This window comes from Microbacterium sp. EST19A (assembly GCF_019969685.1).
In the GTDB taxonomy this organism is placed as follows: Bacteria; Actinomycetota; Actinomycetes; order Actinomycetales; family Microbacteriaceae; genus Microbacterium.
On the sequence record NZ_JAHXYZ010000001.1, the window covers coordinates 135259 to 159456 of the forward strand.

The following is a 24198-nucleotide window of genomic DNA, read 5'->3' on the forward strand; positions in this document are numbered from 1 at the left end:
GTGAGAAGGAGGGCCGCCCACCCGGGCGGCCCTCCTCATGCGATCAGCTGGAGGGCCAGCCGGTCTGGATCTGCGTCAGCACCTCGTCGGTGGAGGTGCCGTTCACCCAGGCCACGATGCCCTTCCAGAACGTGCCCGAACCGACCGCACCCGGCATCTGGTCGGATCCGTCGAAGCGGAACGTCACCTCGTCGTCCTGGAGGAGCTTGATCGACTCCTGCAGGATCGGGTCCTCGACCACGTCGAGGTCCACGCCCTTGTTGGCCGAGGTCACGCCGCCGAGAGCGAGGCGGCTGTTCGCCCACTCGGGGCTGGACAGGTACTCCAGCACCTTCTGCGTCGCCTCGTCGTCGCTGAACGCGCCGACGATCTCGCCACCACCGGTGATGAGCGTCTCGTCCGGGCTCGAGCTCGGAGTCAGGAACGCCCACACGTCGCCGTCCTCGGCGAAGTTCGTGCCCTCGGGGAAGAAGCCCGAGAGGAACGAGGCCTGGTGCGTCAGCGCGCACTCGCCGCTGGCGACCTTGCCTGCCACATCGCCGAACGCGGTCGAGTTGATCGAGCGCACGTCACCGAAGCTGGCGTTGACGTACTCCGGGTTGAGCAGGATCTCGCCGGTCGCGTCGAACGCTTCCTTGATCTGCGGGTCGGTGAACGGGATCTCGTTCTTGACCCACTGGTCGTAGACGTCGGGGCCCGCGTTGCGGAGCACGAGGTCCTCGATCCAGTCCGTGCCCGGCCACCCGGTCGCGACGCCCGACTCGAAGCCGGCGCACCACGGGGCCGCGCCGCTCTTCTCCTTGATCGTCTGGGTGAGCGTCAGCAGCTCGTCCCACGTCGTGGGCTCTTCGACGCCCCACTCGGCGAACTTGGTCGGCGAGTACCAGATCCATCCCTTGACGCTCGCCATCAGCGGCGCGCCGTAGAAGGTGCCGTCGTAGGTGCCGAAGTCGATCCAGCCCTGGGTCCAGCCCTCTTCGGCGTTCTTCTTGACGGCATCCGGAGCGGGCTTCAGCAGGTCGCGCGACGCGTAGTCGGCGAACAGACCCGGCTGCGGGAAGATCGCGATGTCGGGCGGGTTGCCACCCTGTGCGCGGGTGCCGAGCTGGGTCTCGAAGTCCTGGCTGCCCTCGTACTTGATGGTGATGTCGTTCTCCTTCTCGAAGTCCGCCCAGGACTGCGCGAGGAGTTCGGCCTCTCCTTCGACGATCGTGCCGTAGATCGTGACGGTGTTGTCTCCGCCTCCACCGCCTCCGCCGCCTGAGGGGGCACCGCCGGGAGCCCCGCATCCGGCGAGCGCGACGCCCGCGACCCCCAGCAGGGCGAGCGGCACCAGCCGCCGTGAACGCTGTGACAGAGCCATGTGAATTCTCCTCTTCGAGTACAGGGTCCCGCTTCGACAGACGCCACCCCCGGCGTCGTTCGGGAACCGATTCCAGGCCAACCTACTGGGCTTCGGCTCCCCCGCACAATAAGCAAGGGTCACAAGCTGACAACCTTTCGCGCCCGCTCGTCCACGCGGATGGGAGCGCTCCCTCAACCGGTATATGGAACCGGTTCCTTTTCCCGCGCCGAGCGACTACGCTAACGACCGGCGAGCGCCTCGGCGTGTCGCCTCTCACGCATCCGCGTGGCCTGGTCGAGGAGGACCGATGAGCACGATCGCGGACGTCGCCGCTCGTGCCGGCGTGTCGAAGGCCACGGCGAGCCGTGCCCTCACCGGCCACGGCTACGTCTCGGACGACACGCGTCAGCGGGTGACGGATGCCGCGCGCGAACTGTCGTACGTCGCGCATTCTTCGGCCACCAGCCTCGCCACCGGCCGCACGCAGACCGTCGGGGTCGTGATGCCGCCTGTCGACCGCTGGTTCTTCGCCGAGCTGCTCGCCGGCATCCAGGAGTCGCTGTTCGCGCTCGACTACGACCTCTCGCTCTACGGCGTGCCCGAAGGGTCGCAGACCCGGGAGAGGCTGTTCGAGCACGTGCTCCCCCGCCGCCGGTTCGACGGCATCATCGCCATCGGCATCCAGCCGAGCGCGCGCGAGCTGGAGCGGCTGCAGCGCACCGGCCGGCCGCTCGTGAGCGTGGGTCCCTACAACCAGGGTTCGAGCGCCGTGTCGATCGACGACACCGCCGCCGCGCGCATCGCCACCGAACACCTCATCCAGCTCGGTCACACCGCCATCGCGTTCGTCGGCGGATCGACGGATGCCGCGGAGCTGAGCTTCGGCGACGCCCGCCGCCTCGACGGCTATCAGGTCGCCCTGCAGGCCGCCGGACTCGCCGCGCACGCCCGCATCGTCGGGGCCACCCCGACCATGCCGGGCGGGTACGCCGCCGCGGCGGGGCTGCTCGGAGATCGGCGGGACCGGCCGACCGCGATCGTCGGCGTCTGCGACGAGGCGGCGATCGGTGCGGTGATCGCGGCACGCCGCCTCGGGATCGCCGTGCCGACCGAACTGAGCGTCGTCGGCATCGACGACCACGAGCACGCGGAGATGTTCTCCCTGACGACCATCGGGCAGTCGCCCAGAGAGCAGGGGCATGAGGCGGTACGACTGCTCACCCAGCGGATGACCCATCCCGAGGATCCGCTCGAGCACGTCGCCGCGACATCCGCTCTCGTGATCCGCAGCTCCACGGCCCCGCCGCGCTGAACGCATCGCGCACGCACCGGGGACGCACGAAGGCCCCGGGAGAACCCGGGGCCTTCGATGAAACGCTGAGACGCGGTGATTACTTGAGGGTAACCGTGGCGCCAGCCTCTTCGAGAGCGGCCTTGGCCTTCTCGGCGGCTTCCTTGTTCGCGCCCTCGAGCACGGCCTTCGGAGCGCCGTCGACGACAGCCTTGGCCTCGCCGAGGCCCAGCGAGGTGAGCTCGCGGACGGTCTTGATGACCTGGATCTTCTTGTCGCCGGCAGCCTCGAGGATGACGTCGAACGAGTCCTTCTCCTCCTCGGCCTCGGCAGCGCCACCCGCGCCCGCAGCGCCGGCAACGGCGACGGGTGCAGCAGCGGTGACCTCGAACTTCTCCTCGAACGCCTTCACGAAGTCGTTGAGCTCAACGAGGGTCAGGCCAGCGAACTGCTCCAGCAGCTCCTCGGTGGAAAGCTTCGCCATGATGTATCTCCTAATTAATGGGGTTTGTGTGAAGAGATCGCCGGTCGCTCACGCGGCCTGTGCGGTCTCCAGCTTTTCGCGAAGCGCGTCGATGGTGGCGGCAGCCTTGCCCATCGTCGCCTTCATCATGCCCGCAGCCTTCGCCAGCAGAACCTCACGGCTCTCCAGCGCGGCGTACTTGTTGACCTCGTCGGCGGTGAGGGCGTTGCCCTCGAAGACGCCGGACTTGATCACGAGAAGCGGGTTGGCCTTGGCGAAGTCACGAAGAGCCTTGGCGGTGGCGACGAAGTCACCGTGCACGAAAGCGACGGCCGACGGACCCTTGAGGTCGTCATCCAGCGCAGTGATCCCGGCCTTGTTGGCCGCGATCTTGGTCAGCGTGTTCTTCACCACGGCGTACTCGGCGTCCTGACGGATGCTGTTGCGCAGCTCCTTGAGCTGGGCAACCGTCAGACCGCGGTACTCGGTCAGCAGGACGGCGTTCGAGTTCTCGAATGACTTCGTGAGCTCGGCGACCGATGCATCCTTCTGCGCCATGGTCACTCCTTGGTGTGTACGTGGCGCCGCACGGTGGTGGGGCGCCGGCCTCGGACCACCTGCAAAAGAAAGAAGCTCCGGCGCAAGCGCACGGAGCTTCGAGAAGTTCGTGTCCTGCGCGGGCCCCTGCTGTGCAGAGCTTCGATCGCCTCGCGTTCGCACGCACGACGATGACCAGCGGTCTTCGGTTGTGTCCAGGTTACCTCACCCGGAGCCGTCCCCCAAATCAGCGCCGATCGGCGGCCCGGCCGACGTGTCCGGCGAGCGCATCGGCTGCACGGATGAGGCTCAGGTGCGACAGCGCCTGCGGGGTGTTGCCCGCCTGGCGATCGCCCTCGACGTCGTACTCCTCGGACAGGAGTCCGAGGTCGTTCGCCATCGCGACGAGTCGCTCCATCAAGGCGGCGGCCTCGTCGACCCGGCCGGTCGCCGCGTACTGCTCGACGAGCCAGAAGCTGCAGGCGAGGAACGGATGCTCACGCCCGGCGAGCCCGTCGACCCCGGACTCCGTGCGGTAGCGCAGCAGCAGCCCGTCGTGGAGCAGCGTGCTCTCCAGCTGATCCACGGTCCGCAGCATCCGAGGGTCGTCGGGGGCGCAGTACCCGACCTGCGGAAGGATCAGCAGCGACGCGTCGACATCCGCCGATTCGTAGTGCTGCACGAAGAAGCCCTCGGCGTGCACTCCGCGCTCGTCGATCTCGCGACGCAGAGCGTCTCGGGTCCGCTCCCAGCGCTCGGCATCGCCGCGGAGCCCGTGCTCACGCACCGCCCGGACGCCTCGGTCCATCGCGGCCCACATCATGACGCGCGAATGCGTGAACCACCGGGGTTCGCCGCGGACCTCCCAGATGCCGTTGTCGGGTCGATCGAGCGAGGCGACCACATGCTCGATGAGGGCACGCTGCAACGGCCAGGAGAAATCGCCCTCCTCGAGTCCGGCGATCCTGGCCGCCTCCAGCGCGACGAGCACCTCGCCGACGACGTCGCCCTGGTACTGATCGACCGCGCCGTTGCCGATGCGCACCGGCGCCGCGCCGTCGTACCCCGGCAGGCTCGGCATCTCCCGCTCCATCAGGTCGCGCTCCCCCGCGATCCCGTACATGATCTGCACCTCGCCCGGTTCACCGGCCACGGCGCGCAGCAGCCAGCGCCGCCATTGATGCGCCTCTTCGAGGAAGCCGTGCGCGATCAGGGCCTCGAGCGTCAGCGCGGCATCCCGCAGCCAGACGAAGCGGTAGTCCCAGTTGCGCGCGCCGCCGAACTGCTCGGGAAGAGAGGTCGTCGCCGCCGCGACGATGCCACCCGTGTCCTTGTTCGTGAGTCCCCGCAGCACCAGCAGCGACCGCACGACCTCGTCGCGGTGCGGGCCTTCGTGCGCGATCCCGCTGGCCCAGCCCTGCCACCAGGACCGGGTCGCCGCGAGGGCCTCGTCGACGTCGAGGGGTTTCGGCTGATGCTCGTGAGAGGGGAACCAGCTGAGCACCAGATCGCGGTGCTCGTCGGCGCCGACCGTCAGGGTCCCGCGGTGCACGTGATCGTCGGCGACGAGCTGCACGCCGCGCACGATCACCGCCTCGGGGCCCGCCGTCGCGCGCAGTGCCGGTTCCCGAGGCGTGCCGACCTGGCGCACCCACGGCAGCCGGCGGGAGTAGTCGAAGTGCAGCCGCAGCTCGGTGGTGAACTCGACCTCGCCCGAGATGCCCACGATCCGACGCACGACGTCGGTGCGCACCGGCTGGTACGGGAGGAACTCCTGCACCTCCGCGATGCCGCCGGCGGTCTCCCAGCGGGTCACAAGGATGAACGTGTCGGAGATGTAGTGCCGGTGCGAGGTCGCCGTGTCGTCGGTGGGACGGAGGCTCCAGCATCCGTTGCGCGGTTCGCCGAGCAGGGCGCCGAACAGCGACGGCGCGTCGAACCGGGGAAGACAGAGCCAGTCGATGCTTCCCTCGCGGGACACGAGGGCGCCGGTGCGGCAGTCGCTGAGCAGGGCGTAGTCCTCGATCGGAGCGGGCATCCGCTGAGTCTGACATGCCCGGCTGTGGAGCGGTTACGGTGGGACCATGACCGATGCGACGACGCTGGTGATCTTCGGGGCCGGTGGCGATCTCGCCGCCCGCCTCCTGCTTCCGGCTCTGGGACAGCTGCTCCTTCGCGAGCCTTCGCGTGTGGTCCACGTCGTCGGCGCCGACCGCGAGGACTGGACGGATGCCGACCTCGAAGCAGTGGTCCGGAAGTCGTTCGCGACGATGAAGGCCGAAGAGGCGGCATCCCGCGTCGAGGTGACCTATCGCAAGACCGACATCACCCGGCCCGACGACCTGCGCGCGCTGCTGGAGGAGTGCACGGGGCAGGTCGCCCTGTACTTCGCCGTACCGCCCTCGATCGCTGCGGCGTCGGTCGACGCCATGACGCCCGAGATGCTGCCCGCCGGCGCGATGCTGGTCATGGAGAAGCCGTTCGGTACCGACGAGGCCAGCGCCAGGGAACTGAACCGGACGCTCACGGCGCTCGTGCCGGAGAGCCAGGTGTTCCGCGTCGATCACTTCCTCGGCCGGTCCACGACGCTGAACCTGCTCGGCGCGCGCTTCGCCAACCGCATCCTCGAACCGCTCTGGTCGGCGGAGAGCATCGAATCGGTCGGCATCGTCTACGACGAGCGGCTGGCGCTCGAGGGACGCGCCGGGTACTACGACTCGGCCGGCGCACTGGTCGACATGATCCAGAGCCACCTGCTCCAGGTGCTGGCCGTGCTCGCCATGGAGGAGCCCGCGACGCTCGACGAGGTCGACTTCCGTGCGGCGACCGGGGCGGTGCTGCGGGCGACATCGGTGTGGGACGACGATCCGGTGGCGTCGACGCGCCGCGCGCGGTACACAGCGGGGAGCGTCGACGGCGTGGACAAGCCCTCGTACGTCGACGAGCCCGGAGTGGACCCGTCCCGCGAGACCGAGACGCTCGCCGAGGCGACGTTCGAGGTGCGCAACGCCCGCTGGGCGGGGGTGCCCTTCCGGCTCCGCTCGGGCAAGGCTCTCGGCGAGCCCGCGACCGAGATCGTGGTGCGCTTCCGCCCCGTCCGGCACATCCCGGCCGGTCTCACCGGATCGTCGGACGGCGCGATCCTGCGCTTCTCGCTCGGCCCGGACCGCATGTCGCTCGAACTGAACCTCAACGCCGCGGAGGACCCGTTCGAGCTGGAGCGCGCGACGCTCTCGGCCGAGCTGGGAGAAGGGGCGCTGAAGGCCTATGCCGAGGTGCTCTCAGGTGTGCTCGACGGCGACCCTCTGCTGGCCGTCCGCGGCGATGCCGCCGAGCAGTGCTGGCGGATCGTCGATCCGATCCTGAAGGCGTGGCGCGAAGGCGCCGTGCCGCTCGAGGAGTACGCCGCCGGCACCGCCGGCCCCGAGGGGTGGCCCGACGTGCGCTGACCGCTCCGCGATGCCGGGAGGGCGGATGCCGGAGCGCGGCGTGTACGGACGAAGACGTCGGTGCGCGGGGTTAGGGTCGAGGAGTGAACCCCGAACTCGCCGCTCGCATCGTCGCGGACTCCCGCGATCGCGTGGCGTGGATGCGGGCTAGATCCCGCGGCATCACCGCGACCGACGTCGCCGGGCTCACCAGTGAGAAGTCGATCTCCCGCGCTGCCGATGCCAAGCTCGGCGGCGGACCGCGGTTCGGCGGCAACGCGTACACCGACCACGGTCGTCGTCGCGAGCCGGAGATCGCCGCCTGGGTCGCCGCGACCCACGGCATCCTCCCGTCCTCGGCGCTCTTCCGCGCCGAGGTGGAGCACCGGCACCTCGCGACCCCCGACGGCATCGCCGTCGATGCGGCGGGGCGCGTGAAGCTCGCCGAGATCAAGACCACGAACAAGCCGTGGAACGGCATCCCCCGCACGTACCTCCGCCAGATGTGGTGGCAGCAGCACGTGCTGGGTGCCGAGCGCACGCTGTTCGTCTGGGAGCAGCACGAGGACTTCTCCCCCATCCACGACGAGCCGAAGTGCGTGTGGATCGACCGCGACGACCGCGAGATCGCGAAGCTCGTGAGCCTCGCGACCGACCTCATCGACGAGCTCTACCGCCGCACCACGGGGCAGCAGCCGCCCACGCGCATCGCCGACGTGGCCGCCAGTCGCCGCGAGCAGCTGCGTGATCGCGACGCGTTCCGCGCCCTGGCCTTGGCGGACTGACCCGCCGGACTCCGCACGTCTCAGACCGTGCAGGTCGCGCCCAACCCGAGCAACCCGATGGCCAGTCTCCTCGATGCTCCGGCGGACACCCAGTTGCTCCCCATGACGTTCGTCGCGGTCAGAGTGGTCGTGCTCCCGAGGAGGTTCACGACCAGGCTCGTCAGCAGCGCCTGGTTGAGCGTGGTCGAGTACGTGTAGAGGCCGCCCACCGGGCCGCTGGAAGCGATGTTCGCCGCCGGTACCGTGCCCGTGTTGGAGCCGGATGTCGCCGTCATCCGCACATTGGCGAGCGGATACGCCGACGTCCACGTGATCGTCACGCTCTGGAAGACCAGACCGACACCGATCACGGAGAGGTTCTGGATGGTGCAGCCCGTGATCGTCGGCGTCGACAGCGTCAGCGCGGAGGCCGGCGCCGTCGTCAACTCGGCGTCGGTCCATGCCGCCTCCGTGAGACCGGCAGAGGGAGCAGCCGCGACCCCGACGAGAACCGACAGTCCGAGAACGGCAGCGGTCACCCGCCGTCGCATCCCGCGGGTCATCGGGAGCCTCGGCTCAGACCCAGGGGGTCCGCATCGGGGGCAGCTCGGCGGCGCGCCAGGACGAACAGCCCCGCGCCCAGGACGAGCACCGCGCCGCCCGTGAGGATCCAGGGCACGGGGGACGACGGACCGGTGGTCGCCAGCCCGCCGTCCGGTCCGGCGACGACGGTCTCGCCTTCGCCGCTGGCGTGGACCCGCACATTCGTGGAGCCGGACTCCGCGTCACCGCGGATCGCGATGCTGAGCCGAAGGTGCGCGATGTCGGTGTCGGCCATCTCGGCGAGCCTCACTTCGCTGCCGTCGCGCGGGATGTCCCACCCCGACCGCAGCACGATCTCTCCTCCCGGGCATCCGTCGGCCTCCCATTCCTCTCCGCAGAGCGAGGCGTCCAGGAGCAGTGGAGCATCGCCGGTGGCGCTGACACCGATCGTCACCGTGCCGGGGTCGGGGGCATCGGCGCTCACGGCCACGTCCCACTGCACGGGCTGGTCGGGCAGCAGGGTGCCGGCCGCGTCCCAATCGGCGACGGACACGAGCCTCAGGACCTGCCCCTGGATCACCTCGGTCGTGGGCGCCGCCCATGCGGGTGAGGCGGAGGCGACGAGCGCAAGCGCGACGACGGCACTCGCACCGGCACGGGTGATCGACCGGCGGTTCATGAGCGCCTGTCCCTCCGGAGTGCTCCGCCGGCCGCGAGTCCGTCGTCGGGGACCTCGACGACGGATGGTCCGACGGAGGACACGGGGGACGCCTCCGCCGGAGCTTCGGATGCCGGAGGTGAGGCGCGCTCCTTCCGGGGCCAGAACGCCCAGACGACGAGCGCGGTGGCCCCGAGAGTCACCCCGCCGAGCACCCACGGGCTGCCGAACCACACCACGACGTAGGCGAGGCCGGGCACCGAGCCGCGCACGATCCTGACCTCCTCGACGAGGTAGGGATCGGGATCCTCGACATCGTTCGCGTCGCCTCGCATCCGGATGGTCCGTGCCCCATCATCGCCTGCGGCCTCGACGGCGATCACGCGGTGCGTGATCGGCAGAGCATCTGCCCGATCGACCGTCACGACGTCGCCCACGACGACCTCGGATGCCGGGATCTTCTGCACCAGCGCCACGGAGCCGGCCGGAATGGTCGGCGACATCGACCCGGTCTTGAACATGATCAACGAGTAGCCGCCGGTGTACGCCATGATGACGAGCACGATGCAGACCACGCCGCCGAGTGCGGCGAGAGTGAGGAGCGCCTCGCGCACACCGCGACCGACGGTCCGCGCCCCGCGAGCGATCGTGTCCACGGGGCGACTCAGTTCGTGGTTCCGGTGAAGGTCCACGTGGGTTTGACGGCTCCCCCTTGTGCGGTGGTCGCGGCGTCCGTGGGCAGGGTGAGCACGATGCAGTAGGTGATGGTGTTCACCGGGCCGACCGTGAGCGCCTGAGCGGTGAGTGCGGGGACCGCCGTGAGCGCGCCGGTCGCCGGCAGCGCCGTCGTGCAGTTCGCCGGTGCGGCGACCACCGAGATGCCCACTCGCAGCGCGTCCTGCAGAGCGAGATCGGCTCCGGTCGGAGTGCCGTTCGCGTTGTTGGTCACCGCCACTCCGGTCAGGTTCACGGTTCCCGGGAGGGTTCCGGACGCTTGGACCTGCACGTAGGCGGCTCGCGTCTGCCCCGGCCAGAGTCCCCCGGCGTTCAGCGGCACCGTCAGCACCGTCTCGGTGGGTCCGTGCGACGCGAAGGCCGTCGCGGTGTCCGATCGGGACACGATCGAGAAGGTTCCCGCGCTGACCGCGGACGTCGCGATCTCCTGATCCGTCCACGCCGCGATCGTCATGGTCGCCCCCACGCCGAGGACGAGTCCGCCGGCGAGCAGCGCTCGCACCCGCCGGAAGGCGCGCGCGGGGCGCCGCCCGGCTGTCCGTCGCTCGCGACGGGAGGGACTCACTGCACCGAGGTCGCGTTCCACTGCCATGTGACGGTCCCCGTGTCGCCCTGCTCGATGCCTCCCGCGCCATCCTCCGCCGTGACCTGGATGCACAGGTTCACATCGGTACCGGGTGTCATCGTGGTGGGCACGGCGGTGCCGGCGGCGAACGCGGCCGCATCACAGCCGAACGTCGCCCCCGTCGACACGACGGCGTAGCCCAGCTTTCCCGCGGTGACGAAGTCACCCGTTCCCACAGGAGCGACCGAGTCGAGCGTCGCGTCGTAGGTGCCGCCGAGTCGGAGCGCGTAGGGCGCGTACACCACGTCGTCGGGGCTGAGGTTGGTGGGGTTGAGCGCGAAGCTCAAGGTCGCGCCCGGGCTCGTCGGATGCTCCGCGAATGTAGTCCCGTCGGTCGATCCGGTGAACGTGAACGATCCCGCGGTGAAGGTGCCGGTGGCGAATTCGGAGTCGTTCCACGCGGCGAGCGTCACCGCTGCGCCGACCCCGAGCACGAGCCCGCCCGCGAGAACCGCGGCCACCTTCCGCCTGGTGTCTGTCTTTGCCATGTCTCGTTCCCCCTCAGGATCGGTCGCCGGCAGGAACACGGGCCTCCTCCGAGACCTCTCATTCCGCCGGTTTCAGTCTTTCAGGCAAATCCCAGGTGACAAGCAGTTTCCGCGCACGAAGAACGCACATCGCGCGCAGGCGACCCCTGCTCTCGTCGCGGAATCGCCACCTCTCGCCGGGAATGGTTGACGATTGTCAACGATGTGCGTATAGTTGACGAAGTTCAACTATCTCGTGCGCGCCAGAGCTGTCGCAGCATCCACCCGCGACCACCCGAAAGGTGCCCGGCAATGACCACGGATTCCCCCGTCAAGATGACGCACCGCCAGGTGCTGGAAGCCCTCACCGGCCTCCTGCTCGGCATGTTCGTCTCGATGATCGCCACGACGGTCGTCTCCACCTCGATGCCCGTCATCGTGCACGACCTCGGCGGCGACCAGGCCGCCTACACCTGGGTGATCACGGCCACCCTGCTGACCACGGCGATCTCCACCCCGATCTGGGGCAAGCTCGCCGACCTGTTCAACCGCAAGCTGCTCATCCAGCTCGCGATCGTCATCTTCGTCGGTGCGACGGCCGCTGCCGGCTTCGCGCAGGACACCAACACCCTCATCGCCTTCCGCGCCCTCCAGGGCATCGGCGGCGGTGGGCTCGCCGCCCTCAGCCAGGTCATCATGGCCGACATCATCAGCCCGCGCGAGCGCGGTCGCTACATGGGGCTCTTCGGCGCGGTCATGGCCGTCGCCACCGTCGGCGGTCCGCTCCTCGGCGGCTGGATCACGGATGCGGCCAACTGGCGCTGGAACTTCTTCGTCGCCCTGCCGTTCGCGATCGCCGCGCTCATCATCCTGCAGAAGACCCTGCACATCAGCACGGCGCGCACCCGTAAGGCGTCGATCGACTACACCGGCATCGTGCTGCTCTCCGCCGCCGTCTCGCTGATCCTCATCTGGATCACCAACGCCGGATCGACCTTCGACTGGTGGGGCATCGAGACGATGCTCATGGTCGGCGGCGCGATCGTCGCCGCGGTCGCGTTCGTGATCGTCGAGCTCAAGGTGCGCGAGCCGCTGATCCCGCTCTCGCTGTTCAAGGGCCGCACCTTCACCCTCTCGGTGCTCGCGTCGATCTCGATCGGCGTCGCGATGTTCGGCACCTCGGTCTACCTCGCGCAGTACATGCAGCTCTCGCGTGGCGCGACGCCGACGGAGGCGGGCCTGATGACGCTGCCGATGATGGCGGGGCTCCTCATTGCCTCGATGGTCGTCGGACAGCTGGTCACCCGCTTCGGCAAGTGGAAGGGCTACCTGATCCTCGGCTCCGTGCTGCTGATCGTCGGCTCCGTGACGCTGTCGACCCTGCACTACGACACGAACTTCTTCCTCGTCTCGCTCTACATGTTCGCCATGGGCGCCGGTGTCGGCATGACGATGCAGAACCTCGTGCTCATCGTGCAAAACGTCGCGAAGCCCAGCGAGATGGGCGTCGCGAGCTCGGGAGTCACGTTCTTCCGCAGCCTCGGCGGCACCGTCGGCGTCTCGGTCATGGGTGCGGTGCTCGCGAACAGCCTCACCGGTCTCTTCAGCGACGGCAAGGAGCGCATCGGCGAGGCGATCGCCAAGCTCGGCGACAAGGGTGCCGAGGTCGCAGCGCAGCTCTCCAGCGGGACGCTCCCCGAGGTGCGCCTCCTGCCCGAGCCCGTCCGCGGAATCATCGAGGACTTCTACGCCCAGGCGATCTCGCACGCCTTCCTGATCGGCATCCCGCTCGCGGTGATCAGCCTCATCGCGATCCTGTTCCTGCCGAACCGTCCGCTCACGACGATGACGACCAGCGAACGCGCCCACGCGGATGCCGCGAAGACCGGCTCGCCGGTCGACGACGCGGCCGACGTCGCGATCGCCGACGCGACCGCCCTCTCCGGGGCGACGACCGGCACGGTCACCGTCGTCACGGGGTCGAACGACCGACGTGATGATGCGGCATCCGATGACCGTCGCTGAGCAGCTCCCCGAATCCCCCGAGGCGCGGGCCGACGCGGTCCGCGCCCTCGAGGCGGAGTTCAGCGAGCTGATCACGCACTTCCGGCGGCTCATCATGGAGAACGCGAACCGGGTCAGCCCCGGCATGCTCCCCGGCGCGTACAAGACGCTCACGACGATCGCCCGGTGCGAGCAGGTGACGTCGTCGACGCTGGCGGAGCGGATGCTGATGGACAAGGGTCAGGTGAGCCGTTCGGTCCGTGAGCTCGAGGACCTCGGGCTCGTCGAGCGGTCCCCGGATCCCCACGACGGACGCTCCTCCCTGCTGCGTCTGACGGACGTCGGCGCCGAGCGTCTCACGGCCGCACGCCTCCCCCAGGAGGGGATGCTGCTGCAGACGCTGCAGGACTGGAGCATCGCCGACATCGGGAACCTCTCCCGACTGCTGCACGCCCTTGCCTCCGGTGTCAGCCCGGACGCCGCCGCCTGACCATACCGGCGGGCGTCACCTCTGCAGGACGCGCCGCGCCTCTCCGGCGATCTCGGCGGCGATGGTGTCGAGCAGGTCGGAGCGCAGGTTCCACTGCTGCCAGTACAGCTTCACGCGCAGGGTCGGCCCGCCCAGCGGGATGAGCCCCGGCGACTCCTGCAGCTTCGGAAGCATGCCCCACCCGAGACCGAGTTCCACCGCCAGCGCGTAATCGTGCGATGCCGGGACATAGTGCCGCGGGACTCCCTGCTGCGACACCCCCTGCGCCCGCAGCCACTCGTGCTGCAGGGTGTCGCGCCGATCGAAGTCGACGAACGGTGCGACGGCCAGCGCCGCGGCGTCGACGCCGTCGGCGAACCAGCGTGCGGCGAACGCGGGAGCGGCCACGGCCTGGTACTCGATCATGCCCAGCGGCGCGACCGAGCATCCGGCCACGGGGTTCTCCTCGCTCGTCACCGCGGCCATCACCGTGCCGGACTCGAGAAGGCGTGCCGTGAAGTTCTGATCGTCGCGGTGCAGGTCGAAATCGATGTCGTGCATCGCGGACAGCCGCGCGAGCGGCGCCAGGAACCAGGTCGCCATCGAGTCGGCGTTCACTGCCAGCGGGATGCCGGCGCGTCGAGCCCCCGCGCCGTCATCCACACCCACGCCGGCGAGTGCGTCGTGCTCGAGCAGCGCGATCTGCCGCGCGAGCCGCACGACCGCCTCCCCCGCCTCCGTGAGCGTCGCGGGCTTCGTGCGCACCACGAGGACGCGGCCCAGCTGCTGTTCGAGCGTCTTGAGCCTCTGGCTCACCGCGGACGGGGTGATGCTGAGTCGCCGGGACGCGGCGTCCAGCGTGCCCTCGTCCGCGACGGCGGCGACGGTGGCCGCAAGTTCCGGGTCGATCCTCACGTAAGCCAGGCTAATGGTTCAGTAGGAATCTTCGCTGGTGCTGTTGATCTGGACTTCCTAGTCTGAGATCATGCTCTCCGTCCTCGCCGGCCTCGGTCTCGGCCTCTCGCTCATCGTCGCCATCGGCGCGCAGAACGTCTTCGTGCTGCGGCAGGGGATCCGGCGCGAGCACGTGCTCGCCGTCGTCGTGATCTGCGCGGTCTCCGACGCGGTGCTGATCATCGCGGGCGTCGCCGGGCTCGGCTTCGTCGTGGCGGCCGCCCCGTGGCTGGTCGTCGTCGCCCGTTGGGCCGGAGCGCTCTTCCTGCTGACCTACGGCCTGCTCGCCGCCCGCCGCGCCTGGCGGGGCGGCGAGGCGGGCCTGGATGCCGATACCGCAGACGCGGCATCCTCCCCCACCGGCACGGGCAGCACATCCACGATGACCCGCACGCGTCTCGCCCCGGTGATCCTGACCGTCCTCGCGCTCACCTGGCTGAACCCGCACGTCTACCTCGACACGGTCCTGATGCTCGGCTCGATCGCGGCCACGCACGGCGAGGAGCGCTGGCTGTTCGCCGTCGGCGCGGTCGCGGCCAGCATCCTGTGGTTCACCGCCCTGGGGTTCGGCGCTCGCTACGTGGGACGCTGGCTGCGCACGCCGCTGTCGTGGCGCATCCTCGACGCCGTGATCGCCGTCGTGATGATCACGATCGCCGTGAGCCTCGTGCTCCCGGTCCTCGCCGGCTGAGCCGCGTCTAGCCGTCGATCTGCGCCATGCGCGCGCGCACGAGTGCGGTGATCGCGCTCACGGGCAGCGGATGCTCCGGCTGGAACCGGATCGTGCCCTTGTCCACGCTGACACCTGGATGGTCCGCGAGCAGGTCAGCGACCTCGGCCACGGCCGCAGGACTGAACGGATAGACGCCGATGTGCTTCTTCGCGCGCATCACGGAGAGCAATGACTTCCCGCGATAGACGAGCGCCGGCATTCCGTAGCCCTTGCCCTGCTCCGCCTCCGGGGCGAGCGTCTTCGCGACGGCGTACACGCGCTGGATGCTGTCACGATCGGCCTGATCGAGGTCGGCCACATAGTCGTCGATGGTGCCCATCCCGGCATCCTGCCACCTCGATACTCGTCCCGCCGGTCAGGCGCCGTCGAGCGGGCGCATGATGCGGGTCAGGAACCGCTGCGTGCGCTCGTGCTGCGGGGCCGTGAAAAGCTGCTGCGGCGCCCCCTGCTCGACGACGACGCCGCCGTCCATGAACAGCACGTGATCCGCCGCCTCCCGGGCGAAGCTCAGCTCGTGGGTGACCACGGCCATGGTCCATCCCTCGTCGGCGAGCTCCTTGATGACGACGAGCACGTCACCGACGAGCTCGGGGTCGAGAGCGCTGGTCGGCTCGTCGAACAGCAGCAGGTCGGGCTTCAGCGCGAGGGCGCGGACGATGCCGACGCGCTGCTGCTGACCACCCGAGAGCTGGTGCGGACGAGCATCCGCCTTGTCGCTCAGGCCGACCCGCTCGAGCAGCGCCAGCCCTTCGGCGACGACCTCGTCCTTCGGCCGCCCCTGCACCCGCCAGGGCCCCTCGATCACGTTCTGCAGCACGGTGAAGTGCGGGAAGAGGTTGTGGTGCTGGAACACCATGGCCGAGCGGTCGCGCAGCGCGAGTCGCTGCTGCTTCCGGTCCCGCGCGCTCACACCCGACGCTCCGAAGTCGATGTCCGGTCCGCCGGCGACCTCGATCGTGCCGGCATCCGGCGTCTCGAGGCCGTTGAGCGCACGCAGCACGGTCGTCTTGCCGGAACCGCTCGGGCCGATGAGCACGACGACCTCGCCGCGGTGCAGCGTCAGATCGATGCCGCGGAGCACCTCGTTGTCGCCGAAGCTCTTGCGGATCCCTCGTGCGGTGAGGAGGGGCTCCGCAGCGGTCGCGGCTGCGGGATCAGTGTGCGACATGGCGGTCCAGTCTCCTCTCGAGTGCGCTCTGCCCGAACGACAGCGCCAGGCAGAGCACCCAGTAGACGAGCGCCGCCGCGAGATACAGCACCATGAACTCCAGCGTGGCCGACGCGATCTGCTGCGCCACCTTGAACAGCTCCGTCACGAGGATCAGCGACGCGAGCGAGGTGTCCTTCACGAGCGAGATGAACGTGTTCGACAGCGGCGGCACGGAGACGCGCGCGGCCTGCGGCAGGATGACCCGGGTGAGCGTGCGCGTGCGGTTCATGCCGACCGTGTACGCGGCCTCCCACTGGCCCTTCGGCACCGAGAGGATGGCGGCGCGCACCACCTCGGCACCGTAGCCGCCCACGTTCAGCGACAGCGCGATGATCGCGCTCGGCCACGGGTCGATCTTGAGTCCGATCGACCCGAGGCCGTAGAAGATCACGAACAGCTGCACGATCATCGGCGTTCCGCGGATGATCGAGATGTAGAACCGCGCGATGCCCGAGACGAGCGGGTTGACCGAGATCCGCATCAGCGCGATGCCGATCGCGATCACGAGCCCCAGGGCGAACGACGCCAGCGCCAGCGGCACCGTCGCCGTCAGACCCGCCAGGGCGATGGGCCCGAGCGAGTCGAGGAACAGCTGCCAGAGCGACGTCGAATCCATGGGCTACTGGGTGACGTCTTCGCCGAAGTACTTGTCGCTGATCTCGGCGAGGGTGCCGTCGGCCCGCAGCTCGTCGAGCGCGGCGTCGACGGCCTCGACCAGGGACTTCTTGTCCTTCGTGAACACGAAGGCCTGCTCGCCCGCCTCGTCGGTCTCGGCGGCGATCTTCAGACCCGAGGGGCTGTTCGTCGTCTCGTAGTCGAGGAACGTGAGCTTGTCGTTGATGGTCGCGTCGACGCGGCCCTGACGCAGCAGCTCGACGGCCTGCGCCCAGCCTTCGACGCCCTCGACCTGGGCACCGGACTCGGTCGCCAGCTCGTACCAGTTGCTCGTGAGCGACTGCGCGGTCGTCTTGCCGTCGAGGTCGTCGAACGAAGAGATCGAGTCGTCGTCCTCGGCCACCACGATCACGCCCGGCGAGACCGTGTACGCCTCACTGAAGAGGTACTTCGCCGTGCGCTCGTCGTTGATCGTGACCTGGTTGGCGATCACGTCGAAGCGGTCGGCGTCGAGACCGGCGAAGATCGCATCCCACTGGGTCTCCTCGAACTTCACCTCGAGGTCGAGCTTGTCGGCGACGGCCTGGATGATCTCGACGTCGAAGCCCGTCAGGTCGCCGGCGCCGTTGTCGCCGTGGAAGCTGAAGGGACGATAGGTTCCCTCGGTCGCGACCGTCAGCACGCCGTCGTTCACGAGACCGAAGTCGGATGCCGAGCCGGCGTCGTCGCCCGCGCCCGACTGCTCCGGTGCGCTCGAGCCGCTGCAGGCGGTGAGTGCTGCGGCGGTGAGAACGAGTGCCGTGACGGCGATGAGACGACGAGACATGAGACCCTCCTGGGGTGCGGTGTGCGCAGTGCTGTGGCGCAGTGATGGAACCCATCCACAGTACGCGCCGATGCGGCGACCGCCTGCATCCGATGACTCCAGATGTCGGCGACCGGGGGCGGACGCAGAAACGCCCCCGGGCGGAACCCGGGGGCGTTTCGGTGACTCAGCGTCAGATGGCGTTGACGTCCAGCGGGATGCCGGGGCCGAACGTGGTCGACACCGCACCCTTCTGGATGTAACGGCCCTTCGAGCTCGACGGCTTGAGGCGCACGATCTCCTCGAGCGCTGCGTCGATGTTCTCGTTCAGCTGCTCGGCGGTGAAGGAGGCCTTGCCGACGACGAAGTGCACGTTGGCGTGCTTGTCGACGCGGAACTCGATCTTTCCGCCCTTGATCTCCTCGACGGCCTTGGCCGTGTTCGGGGTCACGGTGCCGGTCTTCGGGTTCGGCATCAGGCCACGCGGACCCAGGACCTTTCCGAGACGACCGACCTGGCCCATGAGCTCCGGGGTGGAGACCGCGGCGTCGAAGTTGGTCCAGCCGTCGGCGACCTTCTGGATCAGCTCGGCGCCACCGACCTCGTCGGCGCCGGCGGCGATCGCGGCCTCAGCGGCCGGTCCCGTCGCGAACACGATGACGCGGGCGGTCTTGCCGGTGCCGTGCGGAAGGATGACGGTGCCACGCACCATCTGGTCGGCCTTGCGAGGGTCGACGGCGAGCTTCAGCGCGACCTCGACGGTCGAGTCGAACTTCGCGGAGCCGGTCTCCTTCGCGAGGGCGACGGCCTCGGACGGGGTGTAGAAACGGTCTGCCTCGATCTTCTCGGCAGCAGCGTTGTAAGCCTTGGACTTAGCCATGATTATTCTCCTCAGCCCTCGACCGTGATGCCCATGGAACGGGCGGTGCCGGCGATGATCTTCGAGGCGGCCTCGATGTCGTTCGCGTTCAGGTCGGCCTGCTTGGTCTCAGCGATCTGACGGACCTGGTCCTTGGTGATCTTCGCGACCTTGACCGTGTGCGGGGTCGCGGATCCCTTGGGGATGCCCGCGGCCTTCTTGATGAGCTCCGCAGCAGGCGGGGTCTTCAGGATGAACGTGAAGCTGCGGTCCTCGTAGACGGTGATCTCGACGGGGATGACGTTGCCGCGCTGCGACTCGGTCGCGGCGTTGTACGCCTTGCAGAACTCCATGATGTTGACGCCATGCTGACCGAGCGCGGGGCCGATCGGCGGCGCCGGGTTGGCTGCACCGGCGTTGATCTGAAGCTTGATCAGGCCGGTCACCTTCTTCTTCGGTGCCATTCTCTTTCCTTTCATCGAATCGGATGCGAGTCGCATCCGTTTCTCCCGCGAACCCGGCATCTCCGGGCTGCGGTCGTCTCTGCGCACGCCGAAGCGGCACACAAACCACACAAGTCTACCTGATCGGCGGCGCGTCTGAGTCACGCCTGCGGCAGCGAGGCATCAGGGTCGCGGTAGACCGACACCATCCGCTCGCCCAGCTCACGGAGGGCGACGCGCACCTCGGTCGGCTCCACCACTTCGGCGGCACCGGTCCACCCGGCCAGCTGCTCGGCCAGGGCATCCACGCGATGCGCGCTCACCTCCATCCGCACCCGTCCGGCACCGTCGGGCGCCTCGTCGAGCATTCGTGCCTGCGCGCCGAACCGGTCGATCAGCGCCTTCACCGCCCAGGGCTCGACGTGTACGACCGCCCGGGCTGTCCCACGGAAGCTCTCGACCCGCTCCACCATCTCCGCCCACGCCTGTGCGCGATCGAAGCCGGCCGGCGCGGTCCCCCGAGCGGTGAGCACCCGCGCGTCCGCGATCCGATCCGCCCGGTAGGTGCGGAGCCGGGTCTCGTCGGCGGCATCCGTCCCTTCGGCGACCGGCGCCGCGAGGAGGTACCAGCGCGGCCCGCGGCTGCCGACCATCAGCGGCACGACCTCCGCCGCGCTCCGACCGGACGAGCCCTCGTACTGCAGCGCGACCCGCAGGGATCCGGCGATCGCCCGCTGCAGCTCCGCGACCACGGCCGGTGGGGTGTCGTGCTCGGTGATCCCCCAGGGCGCATCGCGCACGGTCGACTCGGCCACCCGCTGCGCCCCTTCGCGGAACGGCTCCGGCACCGCGCGCACGAGCTTTCGCATCGCCGCGATCCGCTCCGGCGTCGCGGCTCCGCTCTGGGCGAGAGCGACGAGCAGAGAGCTCACCTCGCCCTGGGTGAGACCGGTGAGATCGGTGCGCGCCCCGCCGATCAGCCGCCACCCGCCGCCTCGTCCACGCGATGGATAGATCGGCACCCCGGACATGGCGAGCGCCTCGAGGTCGCGGCGCGCGGTCGGCACCGAGACCTCGAGCTCACGGGCCAGGTCGGCCGCAGTGATCTGCGGGCGCCCCTGCAGCAGCAGCAGAGCCTGGATGAGACGGTCGGCGCGAATCTTCGAACCTCTTTTCAGAAGTGATCATTCGGTGATCACTTCACCCGAAAGCATAGAGGGAACAACCCACTCAGAAGGAGAAAATCATGTTCCGTGGTCTCGCCAATCTCAACCTCGTCGCCGAAGACATGACCGCAGCCGTGGCCTGGTACGCCGAGGTCTTCGACTCCGCGCCCTACTTCGTCCGTCCCGAAGAGGGCCCCGTCCAGTACGCCGAGTGGCGGTTCGGCGACGACGACGACGAGTTCGCCCTCATGGACGCCCGCTTCCGGCCCGCCCTGTCCCAGCCCGGCGGCGCGCTCATCAGCATCCACGTCGACGACGTCCGCTCCACGTACGACCGGCTCATCGAACTCGGCGCGACGGCCTTCGACCCGGTGACCCAGCGCGGAGAGGGCTGGTGGTCGGCATCCGTCAGCGATCCGTTCGGCAACCTGGTCGGTCTCATCCAGAGCCCGCACTGGGCGGCCCAGCACGCCGGCTGAACGACGGCAGACGCGAGAACGGCCGCCCCCCGAAGGGGACGGCCGTTCTCGTACGTCTGGGTGTCAGACCATCTTCGTGACCTGGTCGAACGACAGCTCGACCGGGGTCTCACGCTCGAAGAGCGAGACGAGGACGGTGAGCTTGCCGCTCTCCGGCTTGATCTCGCTGATCGAACCGGGAAGACCCGCGAACGAGCCTTCCTTGATCGTGATGGTCTCGCCGACCTCGAAGTCGACCTCGGCCGGCAGCGGACGAGCGACGGCGACGCCGCCCTTCGACGCGATGTTCTTGGCGGTCGGGACGTCCTTGACCTCGACGAGGGCCTTCAGCATGTTGAAGGCCTCTTCGAAGCGCAGCGGCGTCGGGTTGTGGGCGTTGCCCACGAAGCCGGTGACGCCCGGCGTGTGACGGACGACCGACCAGGTGTCTTCGGTCAGCTCCATGCGCACGAGCACGTAGCCCGGGATGCGCACGCGGGTGACCATCTTGCGCTGGCCGTTCTTGATCTCGACGACGTCCTCCATCGGGACCTCGATCTGGTAGATCTCGTCCTCGACCTCGAGCGTCGACTTGCGCTGCTCGATGTTCGCCTTGACCTTGCGCTCGAAGCCGGCGTAGGAGTGGATGACGTACCACTTGCCCGGGAGCATGCGGAGGTCCATGCGGAAGGCCTCGTACGGGTCCTCCTCGGCGTCCTCATCCTCGTCGGATGCGTCCTCGTCGGCGTCTTCGGCCTCGACGACCGATGCGACGGGGTCGTCGGAGTCCTCGATGGACGGACGGTCCTCTTCGCCGTTCACGTCGGGGCCGTCGTAGGGGGTGACCTCGTCGGCCGCCGCAGCTTCCTGCTCGGCGGACTCCTCGGCCACAGAATCATTGAGGACCTCAGCGGCAGCCTCAGACTCAGCCGCTTCGTCCAGGTTGAGAGCGTCGTTCACGATCGCATCCGCCTCCGGGTCGTCGACCTCGATGTCACCATCGTTGTCGGTGTCGTCTTCTTCGCCGTCTTCGTCTTCGACGTGCACGGCGACGTGCTCGGCCGAGGTCACCGAGAGCTCCTCCGCGGCGAGGACGTTGCCCTCCTGGGCCTCGTCCTCCTCGCTGGACTGCTCTGCGGCGGTCGCCCAGTCGGCGTCGTCGGAATATCGTTCAGACACGTTGTTTCTTCTCCATAGCTGCGGCGTGAGCCGCGGGCGTCATCAGCCGGGGATTCCGAACACCCAGTGCGTCACGTACGCGAACAGAGTGTCCAAGCCGTAGACGATGCCCATGACGATCAGAACGAAGACGAGCACCACACCGGTGAACTTGAACAGCTCCTTGCGCGTCGGGGTGACGACCTTGCGCAGTTCGGAGATGACCTGACGGATGAACAGGGCGATTCCCCCGAAGAACCTGCCGAAGAAGCCGGACTTCTTCTCGCGGGTGGCGCCAGCCGCGACCAGCTCGCCGCGCGGTTCTTCCTGATCCATCCTGAATGTACCTTTCGTGTGTCAGCGTTGCGCTGACGCGCAGGGCGGACAGGAATCGAACCTGCAACCTGCGGTTTTGGAGACCGCTGCTCTGCCAATTGAGCTACCGCCCTAGAGGCTCCGAGGCCTCGGGGTGTTCTCTTCACCCTGCCACCGAACTGTGATCGGGAGATCCCAGGCACGGCGAAAGAATGCAGACAACAACTGCTCCACCAGCATACGGCATCCTCCGAGGGAAGCCGAACCGGGCCGAGGCCCGGTTGTTGTTAGGCTCGGCGAGCGGATGCAGTGGGAGGGAGCGCCGGTGAGCGCTGAGGTACAGCAGTTCCAGGTGGACCTGCGCGGAGTCGTCGACCTGCTCAGCAGGCACATCTACTCCAGTCCTCGGGTGTATCTGCGGGAGCTCCTGCAGAACGCCCGCGACGCGATCACGGCACGCCGCGAGGTGGACGGCGGGGGCGGCAGCATCCGCATCTCCCCGCTGACCGCCGAGAACGGCGAGTTCGTCCTACGCGACGACGGCATCGGCCTCACCGCCGCCGAGGTCGCCGACCTGCTCGCGACCGTCGGGCGCAGCTCCAAGCGCGACATCTTCGACCTGCCCCGCAGCGACTACCTCGGTCAGTTCGGCATCGGACTGCTCAGCTGCTTCATGGTGGCCGACACGATCGTGATCCGCTCCCGCAGCGCCAAGGGCGGCGCGTCGGTGGAGTGGACCGGCAGCGCCGACGGCACCTTCCAGGTGGCCGAGATCGACGAGGAGCTGCCGATCGGCACCAGCGTGCACCTCGTGCCCCGGTTCGACGCGGACGAGCTGCTGCGCCCCACCGCCGTGCGCGAGCTGGCGACGACGTTCGGCGAGTTCCTCCCGGTGCGGGTGACCGTCGACACGGCCGCCGGCGGCATCGACATCACGCGGGATGCGCCGTTCCTCGACCCGGCGCGCGACCTCGCGGCCGCCGTCGAGTACGGCCGCGATCTCCTCGGCGCCGCTCCCCTCGACGTGATCGAGCTCTCGGAGCCCGCCACCGGAACCCGCGGTCTCGCGTACGTGCTCCCCTACGCTCCCCCGCCCGGCGCGCGCCAGGCGACGCGGATGTACCTCGGGCGGATGCTGCTCGCCGAGCGCGTCGACGACGTGCTGCCGGACTGGGCGTTCTTCGTCCGGGCCGTCATCGACTCCACCGGGCTCGCGCCCACCGCCAGCCGGGAATCGCTGGTGGAGGATGCCGCGCTGGAGCGGGTGCGCGAACAGCTCGGCGCCGGCATCCGCCGCTGGGTGCTCGAGCTGGGGCTGCGCGAGCCGCACCGTCTCGCGCAGTTCGTCGCGGTGCACGAGGTCGGGCTCAAGTCGCTCGTGCGGCACGACGAGGAGCTCGCGCGGTTCATCACGCGCTGGCTCACGGTCGAGACGACGCACGGCACGATGCGCGTCGGCGACCTCGTCGAGCGCTACCCCCATATCCGCTACGCGCAGAGCGTCGACGAGTTCCGTCAGGTGGCCGGCATCGCCCCCGCCGACGAGGTGCTCGTGAACGGCGGCTACCTCTACGACGCCGACCTGATCCGGATGCTGCCGGAGCTGCATCCGCACGTCTCGGTCGAGCAGGTCGACGTCACCGGCGAGCTCGACCGGCTCGACCCGCCTCCTCTCGACGACCGCGACGCGGCGGTGGCGCTCGAGACGCGCGCGGGCGCCGTGCTCGCGGCATCCGACTGCTCGGTCGTCGTCCGCTCGATCGACCGGCCCGACCTCGCCGGCCTCTACGTCGCCGACCCCGAGGTGCTGCGCGCGATCGATCGCGGACGCACCAAGGGCGTCACCGGCGCGCTGTGGGGCGGGGTTCTCGACCGCATCGACCGCACGCTGTCCGCGGCGCGGGAGGACGACCTCCGTGCGCGTCTGTGCCTGAACTGGTCGAACCGCGTGGTGCGCGCTCTCGTGCGGGTGCAGGACGACGCGGTGTTCGCCCGCACCGTGCAGCTGCTCTACATCCAGGCGCTGCTCGCCGGGCACCACCCGCTCAGCGACTCCGACCGCGCGCTCATGACCACCGCGCTCTCCGACCTCGTCTCGCTCTCGGCCGGCCTCGAAGGGGACTCGATCCCCTTCGACGACGCCCACTGACACC

At 69.1% G+C, this 24198-nt stretch carries 27 protein-coding genes and 1 tRNA gene; 8 read left to right on the forward strand and 20 right to left on the reverse strand.

Annotated features, from left to right (window positions below; all coding sequences use genetic code 11):
• Positions 1-43: 43 nt before the first annotated feature.
• Positions 44-1363 (reverse strand): ABC transporter substrate-binding protein, encoded by a 1320-nt coding sequence (locus tag LC452_RS00725; protein WP_223622128.1) that lies wholly within the window; start codon positions 1361-1363, stop codon positions 44-46.
• Positions 1364-1652: 289 nt separating this feature from the next.
• On the opposite strand from LC452_RS00725, the gene LC452_RS00730 reads away from it, so the two are divergent.
• Complete coding sequence (locus tag LC452_RS00730; protein WP_223622129.1) at positions 1653-2657, forward strand: LacI family DNA-binding transcriptional regulator; 1005 nt, start codon at positions 1653-1655, stop codon at positions 2655-2657.
• A gap of 79 nt (positions 2658-2736) precedes the next feature.
• Here the strand turns inward: LC452_RS00730 and rplL are convergent, their stop codons facing one another.
• The 3 genes from rplL to LC452_RS00745 all read right to left on the reverse strand — a co-directional run bounded on the left by rplL (position 2737) and on the right by LC452_RS00745 (position 5674).
• Positions 2737-3120 carry a 50S ribosomal protein L7/L12 gene (gene rplL, locus LC452_RS00735; protein ID WP_116635741.1) on the reverse strand — a complete coding sequence of 128 codons (384 nt, stop codon included), beginning with the start codon at positions 3118-3120 and terminating at the stop codon, positions 2737-2739.
• A 48-nt stretch (positions 3121-3168) separates the two neighbouring features.
• The gene (gene rplJ / locus LC452_RS00740; protein WP_136055260.1) at positions 3169-3657 is read right to left on the reverse strand and encodes a 50S ribosomal protein L10; all 489 of its coding nucleotides are present in this window, start codon (positions 3655-3657) and stop codon (positions 3169-3171) included.
• Between the two features lie 226 nt (positions 3658-3883).
• On the reverse strand, positions 3884-5674 hold the full coding sequence (locus LC452_RS00745) for a glycoside hydrolase family 15 protein (RefSeq protein ID WP_223622130.1): 1791 nt from the start codon (positions 5672-5674) through the stop codon (positions 3884-3886).
• A 46-nt stretch (positions 5675-5720) separates the two neighbouring features.
• Between LC452_RS00745 and LC452_RS00750 the strand changes: the two genes are divergently transcribed.
• Positions 5721-7085 carry a glucose-6-phosphate dehydrogenase gene (locus LC452_RS00750; RefSeq protein WP_223622131.1) on the forward strand — a complete coding sequence of 455 codons (1365 nt, stop codon included), beginning with the start codon at positions 5721-5723 and terminating at the stop codon, positions 7083-7085.
• An 83-nt stretch (positions 7086-7168) separates the two neighbouring features.
• On the forward strand, positions 7169-7849 hold the full coding sequence (locus LC452_RS00755) for a YqaJ viral recombinase family protein (protein WP_223622132.1): 681 nt from the start codon (positions 7169-7171) through the stop codon (positions 7847-7849).
• 20 nt (positions 7850-7869) lie between these two features.
• On the opposite strand, the gene LC452_RS00760 is transcribed toward LC452_RS00755, so the two are convergent.
• Genes LC452_RS00760 through LC452_RS00780 form a run of 5 tightly spaced genes read right to left on the reverse strand, consistent with a single transcriptional unit; the run spans position 7870 to position 10877 of the window.
• Positions 7870-8391 (reverse strand): hypothetical protein, encoded by a 522-nt coding sequence (locus LC452_RS00760; protein ID WP_223622133.1) that lies wholly within the window; start codon positions 8389-8391, stop codon positions 7870-7872.
• Positions 8388-9050, reverse strand: coding sequence for an LPXTG cell wall anchor domain-containing protein (locus LC452_RS00765; RefSeq protein WP_223622134.1), 663 nt, complete (start codon positions 9048-9050; stop codon positions 8388-8390). The genes LC452_RS00760 and LC452_RS00765 overlap by 4 nt, the downstream gene beginning before the upstream one ends.
• Entirely contained in the window at positions 9047-9685 is a 639-nt protein-coding gene (locus tag LC452_RS00770; RefSeq protein WP_223622135.1) for a signal peptidase I, read from the reverse strand. The genes LC452_RS00765 and LC452_RS00770 overlap by 4 nt, the downstream gene beginning before the upstream one ends.
• A gap of 8 nt (positions 9686-9693) precedes the next feature.
• Positions 9694-10356 (reverse strand): SipW-dependent-type signal peptide-containing protein, encoded by a 663-nt coding sequence (locus LC452_RS00775; RefSeq protein ID WP_223622136.1) that lies wholly within the window; start codon positions 10354-10356, stop codon positions 9694-9696.
• Complete coding sequence (locus LC452_RS00780; RefSeq protein WP_223622137.1) at positions 10326-10877, reverse strand: SipW-dependent-type signal peptide-containing protein; 552 nt, start codon at positions 10875-10877, stop codon at positions 10326-10328. The genes LC452_RS00775 and LC452_RS00780 overlap by 31 nt, the downstream gene beginning before the upstream one ends.
• Positions 10878-11168: 291 nt before the next feature.
• Here LC452_RS00780 and LC452_RS00785 point away from each other — a divergent pair, with 291 nt between their 5' ends.
• The gene (locus LC452_RS00785; RefSeq protein WP_223622138.1) at positions 11169-12881 is read left to right on the forward strand and encodes a DHA2 family efflux MFS transporter permease subunit; all 1713 of its coding nucleotides are present in this window, start codon (positions 11169-11171) and stop codon (positions 12879-12881) included.
• Positions 12868-13350 (forward strand): MarR family winged helix-turn-helix transcriptional regulator, encoded by a 483-nt coding sequence (locus tag LC452_RS00790; RefSeq protein ID WP_223622139.1) that lies wholly within the window; start codon positions 12868-12870, stop codon positions 13348-13350. Before LC452_RS00785 ends, LC452_RS00790 begins: the two co-directional genes overlap by 14 nt.
• Positions 13351-13365: 15 nt before the next feature.
• Here LC452_RS00790 and LC452_RS00795 read toward each other — a convergent pair whose 3' ends face one another.
• Complete coding sequence (locus tag LC452_RS00795; protein ID WP_223622140.1) at positions 13366-14244, reverse strand: LysR family transcriptional regulator ArgP; 879 nt, start codon at positions 14242-14244, stop codon at positions 13366-13368.
• Positions 14245-14314: 70 nt separating this feature from the next.
• Here LC452_RS00795 and LC452_RS00800 point away from each other — a divergent pair, with 70 nt between their 5' ends.
• Positions 14315-14974, forward strand: a complete 660-nt coding sequence (locus tag LC452_RS00800; RefSeq protein WP_223622141.1) for a LysE/ArgO family amino acid transporter — start codon at positions 14315-14317, stop codon at positions 14972-14974.
• 7 nt (positions 14975-14981) lie between these two features.
• On the opposite strand, the gene LC452_RS00805 is transcribed toward LC452_RS00800, so the two are convergent.
• The 7 genes from LC452_RS00805 to LC452_RS00835 form a co-directional block, all read right to left on the reverse strand.
• Positions 14982-15335 carry an iron chaperone gene (locus LC452_RS00805; protein WP_223622142.1) on the reverse strand — a complete coding sequence of 118 codons (354 nt, stop codon included), beginning with the start codon at positions 15333-15335 and terminating at the stop codon, positions 14982-14984.
• Positions 15336-15371: 36 nt separating this feature from the next.
• Complete coding sequence (locus tag LC452_RS00810) at positions 15372-16184, reverse strand: amino acid ABC transporter ATP-binding protein (RefSeq protein WP_223622143.1); 813 nt, start codon at positions 16182-16184, stop codon at positions 15372-15374.
• Positions 16171-16842: an amino acid ABC transporter permease gene (locus LC452_RS00815; protein ID WP_223622144.1), complete on the reverse strand. Its 672-nt coding sequence runs from the start codon at positions 16840-16842 to the stop codon at positions 16171-16173. The genes LC452_RS00810 and LC452_RS00815 overlap by 14 nt, the downstream gene beginning before the upstream one ends.
• 3 nt (positions 16843-16845) lie before the next feature.
• Complete coding sequence (locus LC452_RS00820) at positions 16846-17667, reverse strand: transporter substrate-binding domain-containing protein (protein WP_223622145.1); 822 nt, start codon at positions 17665-17667, stop codon at positions 16846-16848.
• 172 nt (positions 17668-17839) lie between these two features.
• Positions 17840-18526: a 50S ribosomal protein L1 gene (gene rplA / locus LC452_RS00825; protein WP_116635728.1), complete on the reverse strand. Its 687-nt coding sequence runs from the start codon at positions 18524-18526 to the stop codon at positions 17840-17842.
• A gap of 11 nt (positions 18527-18537) precedes the next feature.
• Positions 18538-18969, reverse strand: coding sequence for a 50S ribosomal protein L11 (rplK, locus tag LC452_RS00830; RefSeq protein WP_223622146.1), 432 nt, complete (start codon positions 18967-18969; stop codon positions 18538-18540).
• 140 nt (positions 18970-19109) lie between these two features.
• On the reverse strand, positions 19110-20126 hold the full coding sequence (locus tag LC452_RS00835) for a YafY family protein (RefSeq protein WP_263293821.1): 1017 nt from the start codon (positions 20124-20126) through the stop codon (positions 19110-19112).
• Between the two features lie 68 nt (positions 20127-20194).
• On the opposite strand from LC452_RS00835, the gene LC452_RS00840 reads away from it, so the two are divergent.
• Positions 20195-20593 carry a VOC family protein gene (locus tag LC452_RS00840; RefSeq protein ID WP_223622147.1) on the forward strand — a complete coding sequence of 133 codons (399 nt, stop codon included), beginning with the start codon at positions 20195-20197 and terminating at the stop codon, positions 20591-20593.
• A gap of 63 nt (positions 20594-20656) precedes the next feature.
• On the opposite strand, the gene nusG is transcribed toward LC452_RS00840, so the two are convergent.
• The 3 genes from nusG to LC452_RS00855 all read right to left on the reverse strand — a co-directional run bounded on the left by nusG (position 20657) and on the right by LC452_RS00855 (position 22179).
• Complete coding sequence (gene nusG, locus LC452_RS00845; RefSeq protein ID WP_223622148.1) at positions 20657-21751, reverse strand: transcription termination/antitermination protein NusG; 1095 nt, start codon at positions 21749-21751, stop codon at positions 20657-20659.
• 42 nt (positions 21752-21793) lie between these two features.
• On the reverse strand, positions 21794-22066 hold the full coding sequence (gene secE / locus LC452_RS00850) for a preprotein translocase subunit SecE (protein WP_223622149.1): 273 nt from the start codon (positions 22064-22066) through the stop codon (positions 21794-21796).
• Between the two features lie 40 nt (positions 22067-22106).
• Positions 22107-22179 (reverse strand) — tRNA-Trp (locus LC452_RS00855).
• A 170-nt stretch (positions 22180-22349) separates the two neighbouring features.
• On the opposite strand from LC452_RS00855, the gene LC452_RS00860 reads away from it, so the two are divergent.
• Positions 22350-24194, forward strand: coding sequence for an HSP90 family protein (locus LC452_RS00860; protein WP_223622150.1), 1845 nt, complete (start codon positions 22350-22352; stop codon positions 24192-24194).
• Positions 24195-24198 lie beyond the last annotated feature (4 nt).

What these genes read in the sequence shown, in the direction of transcription:
- LC452_RS00725 (WP_223622128.1), bottom strand. Translation starts at nt 1,363, where the DNA reads ATGGCTCTGTCACAGCGTTCACGGCGGCTGGTGCCGCTCGCCCTGCTG.
- LC452_RS00730 (WP_223622129.1), top strand. Translation starts at nt 1,653, where the DNA reads ATGAGCACGATCGCGGACGTCGCCGCTCGTGCCGGCGTGTCGAAGGCC.
- rplL (WP_116635741.1), bottom strand. Translation starts at nt 3,120, where the DNA reads ATGGCGAAGCTTTCCACCGAGGAGCTGCTGGAGCAGTTCGCTGGCCTG.
- rplJ (WP_136055260.1), bottom strand. Translation starts at nt 3,657, where the DNA reads ATGGCGCAGAAGGATGCATCGGTCGCCGAGCTCACGAAGTCATTCGAG.
- LC452_RS00745 (WP_223622130.1), bottom strand. Translation starts at nt 5,674, where the DNA reads ATGCCCGCTCCGATCGAGGACTACGCCCTGCTCAGCGACTGCCGCACC.
- LC452_RS00750 (WP_223622131.1), top strand. Translation starts at nt 5,721, where the DNA reads ATGACCGATGCGACGACGCTGGTGATCTTCGGGGCCGGTGGCGATCTC.
- LC452_RS00760 (WP_223622133.1), bottom strand. Translation starts at nt 8,391, where the DNA reads ATGACCCGCGGGATGCGACGGCGGGTGACCGCTGCCGTTCTCGGACTG.
- LC452_RS00765 (WP_223622134.1), bottom strand. Translation starts at nt 9,050, where the DNA reads ATGAACCGCCGGTCGATCACCCGTGCCGGTGCGAGTGCCGTCGTCGCG.
- LC452_RS00775 (WP_223622136.1), bottom strand. Translation starts at nt 10,356, where the DNA reads ATGGCAGTGGAACGCGACCTCGGTGCAGTGAGTCCCTCCCGTCGCGAG.
- LC452_RS00780 (WP_223622137.1), bottom strand. Translation starts at nt 10,877, where the DNA reads ATGGCAAAGACAGACACCAGGCGGAAGGTGGCCGCGGTTCTCGCGGGC.
- LC452_RS00785 (WP_223622138.1), top strand. Translation starts at nt 11,169, where the DNA reads ATGACCACGGATTCCCCCGTCAAGATGACGCACCGCCAGGTGCTGGAA.
- LC452_RS00790 (WP_223622139.1), top strand. Translation starts at nt 12,868, where the DNA reads ATGACCGTCGCTGAGCAGCTCCCCGAATCCCCCGAGGCGCGGGCCGAC.
- LC452_RS00800 (WP_223622141.1), top strand. Translation starts at nt 14,315, where the DNA reads ATGCTCTCCGTCCTCGCCGGCCTCGGTCTCGGCCTCTCGCTCATCGTC.
- LC452_RS00805 (WP_223622142.1), bottom strand. Translation starts at nt 15,335, where the DNA reads ATGGGCACCATCGACGACTATGTGGCCGACCTCGATCAGGCCGATCGT.
- LC452_RS00810 (WP_223622143.1), bottom strand. Translation starts at nt 16,184, where the DNA reads ATGTCGCACACTGATCCCGCAGCCGCGACCGCTGCGGAGCCCCTCCTC.
- LC452_RS00815 (WP_223622144.1), bottom strand. Translation starts at nt 16,842, where the DNA reads ATGGATTCGACGTCGCTCTGGCAGCTGTTCCTCGACTCGCTCGGGCCC.
- LC452_RS00820 (WP_223622145.1), bottom strand. Translation starts at nt 17,667, where the DNA reads ATGTCTCGTCGTCTCATCGCCGTCACGGCACTCGTTCTCACCGCCGCA.
- rplA (WP_116635728.1), bottom strand. Translation starts at nt 18,526, where the DNA reads ATGGCTAAGTCCAAGGCTTACAACGCTGCTGCCGAGAAGATCGAGGCA.
- rplK (WP_223622146.1), bottom strand. Translation starts at nt 18,969, where the DNA reads ATGGCACCGAAGAAGAAGGTGACCGGCCTGATCAAGCTTCAGATCAAC.
- LC452_RS00840 (WP_223622147.1), top strand. Translation starts at nt 20,195, where the DNA reads ATGTTCCGTGGTCTCGCCAATCTCAACCTCGTCGCCGAAGACATGACC.
- secE (WP_223622149.1), bottom strand. Translation starts at nt 22,066, where the DNA reads ATGGATCAGGAAGAACCGCGCGGCGAGCTGGTCGCGGCTGGCGCCACC.
- LC452_RS00860 (WP_223622150.1), top strand. Translation starts at nt 22,350, where the DNA reads ATGCAGTGGGAGGGAGCGCCGGTGAGCGCTGAGGTACAGCAGTTCCAG.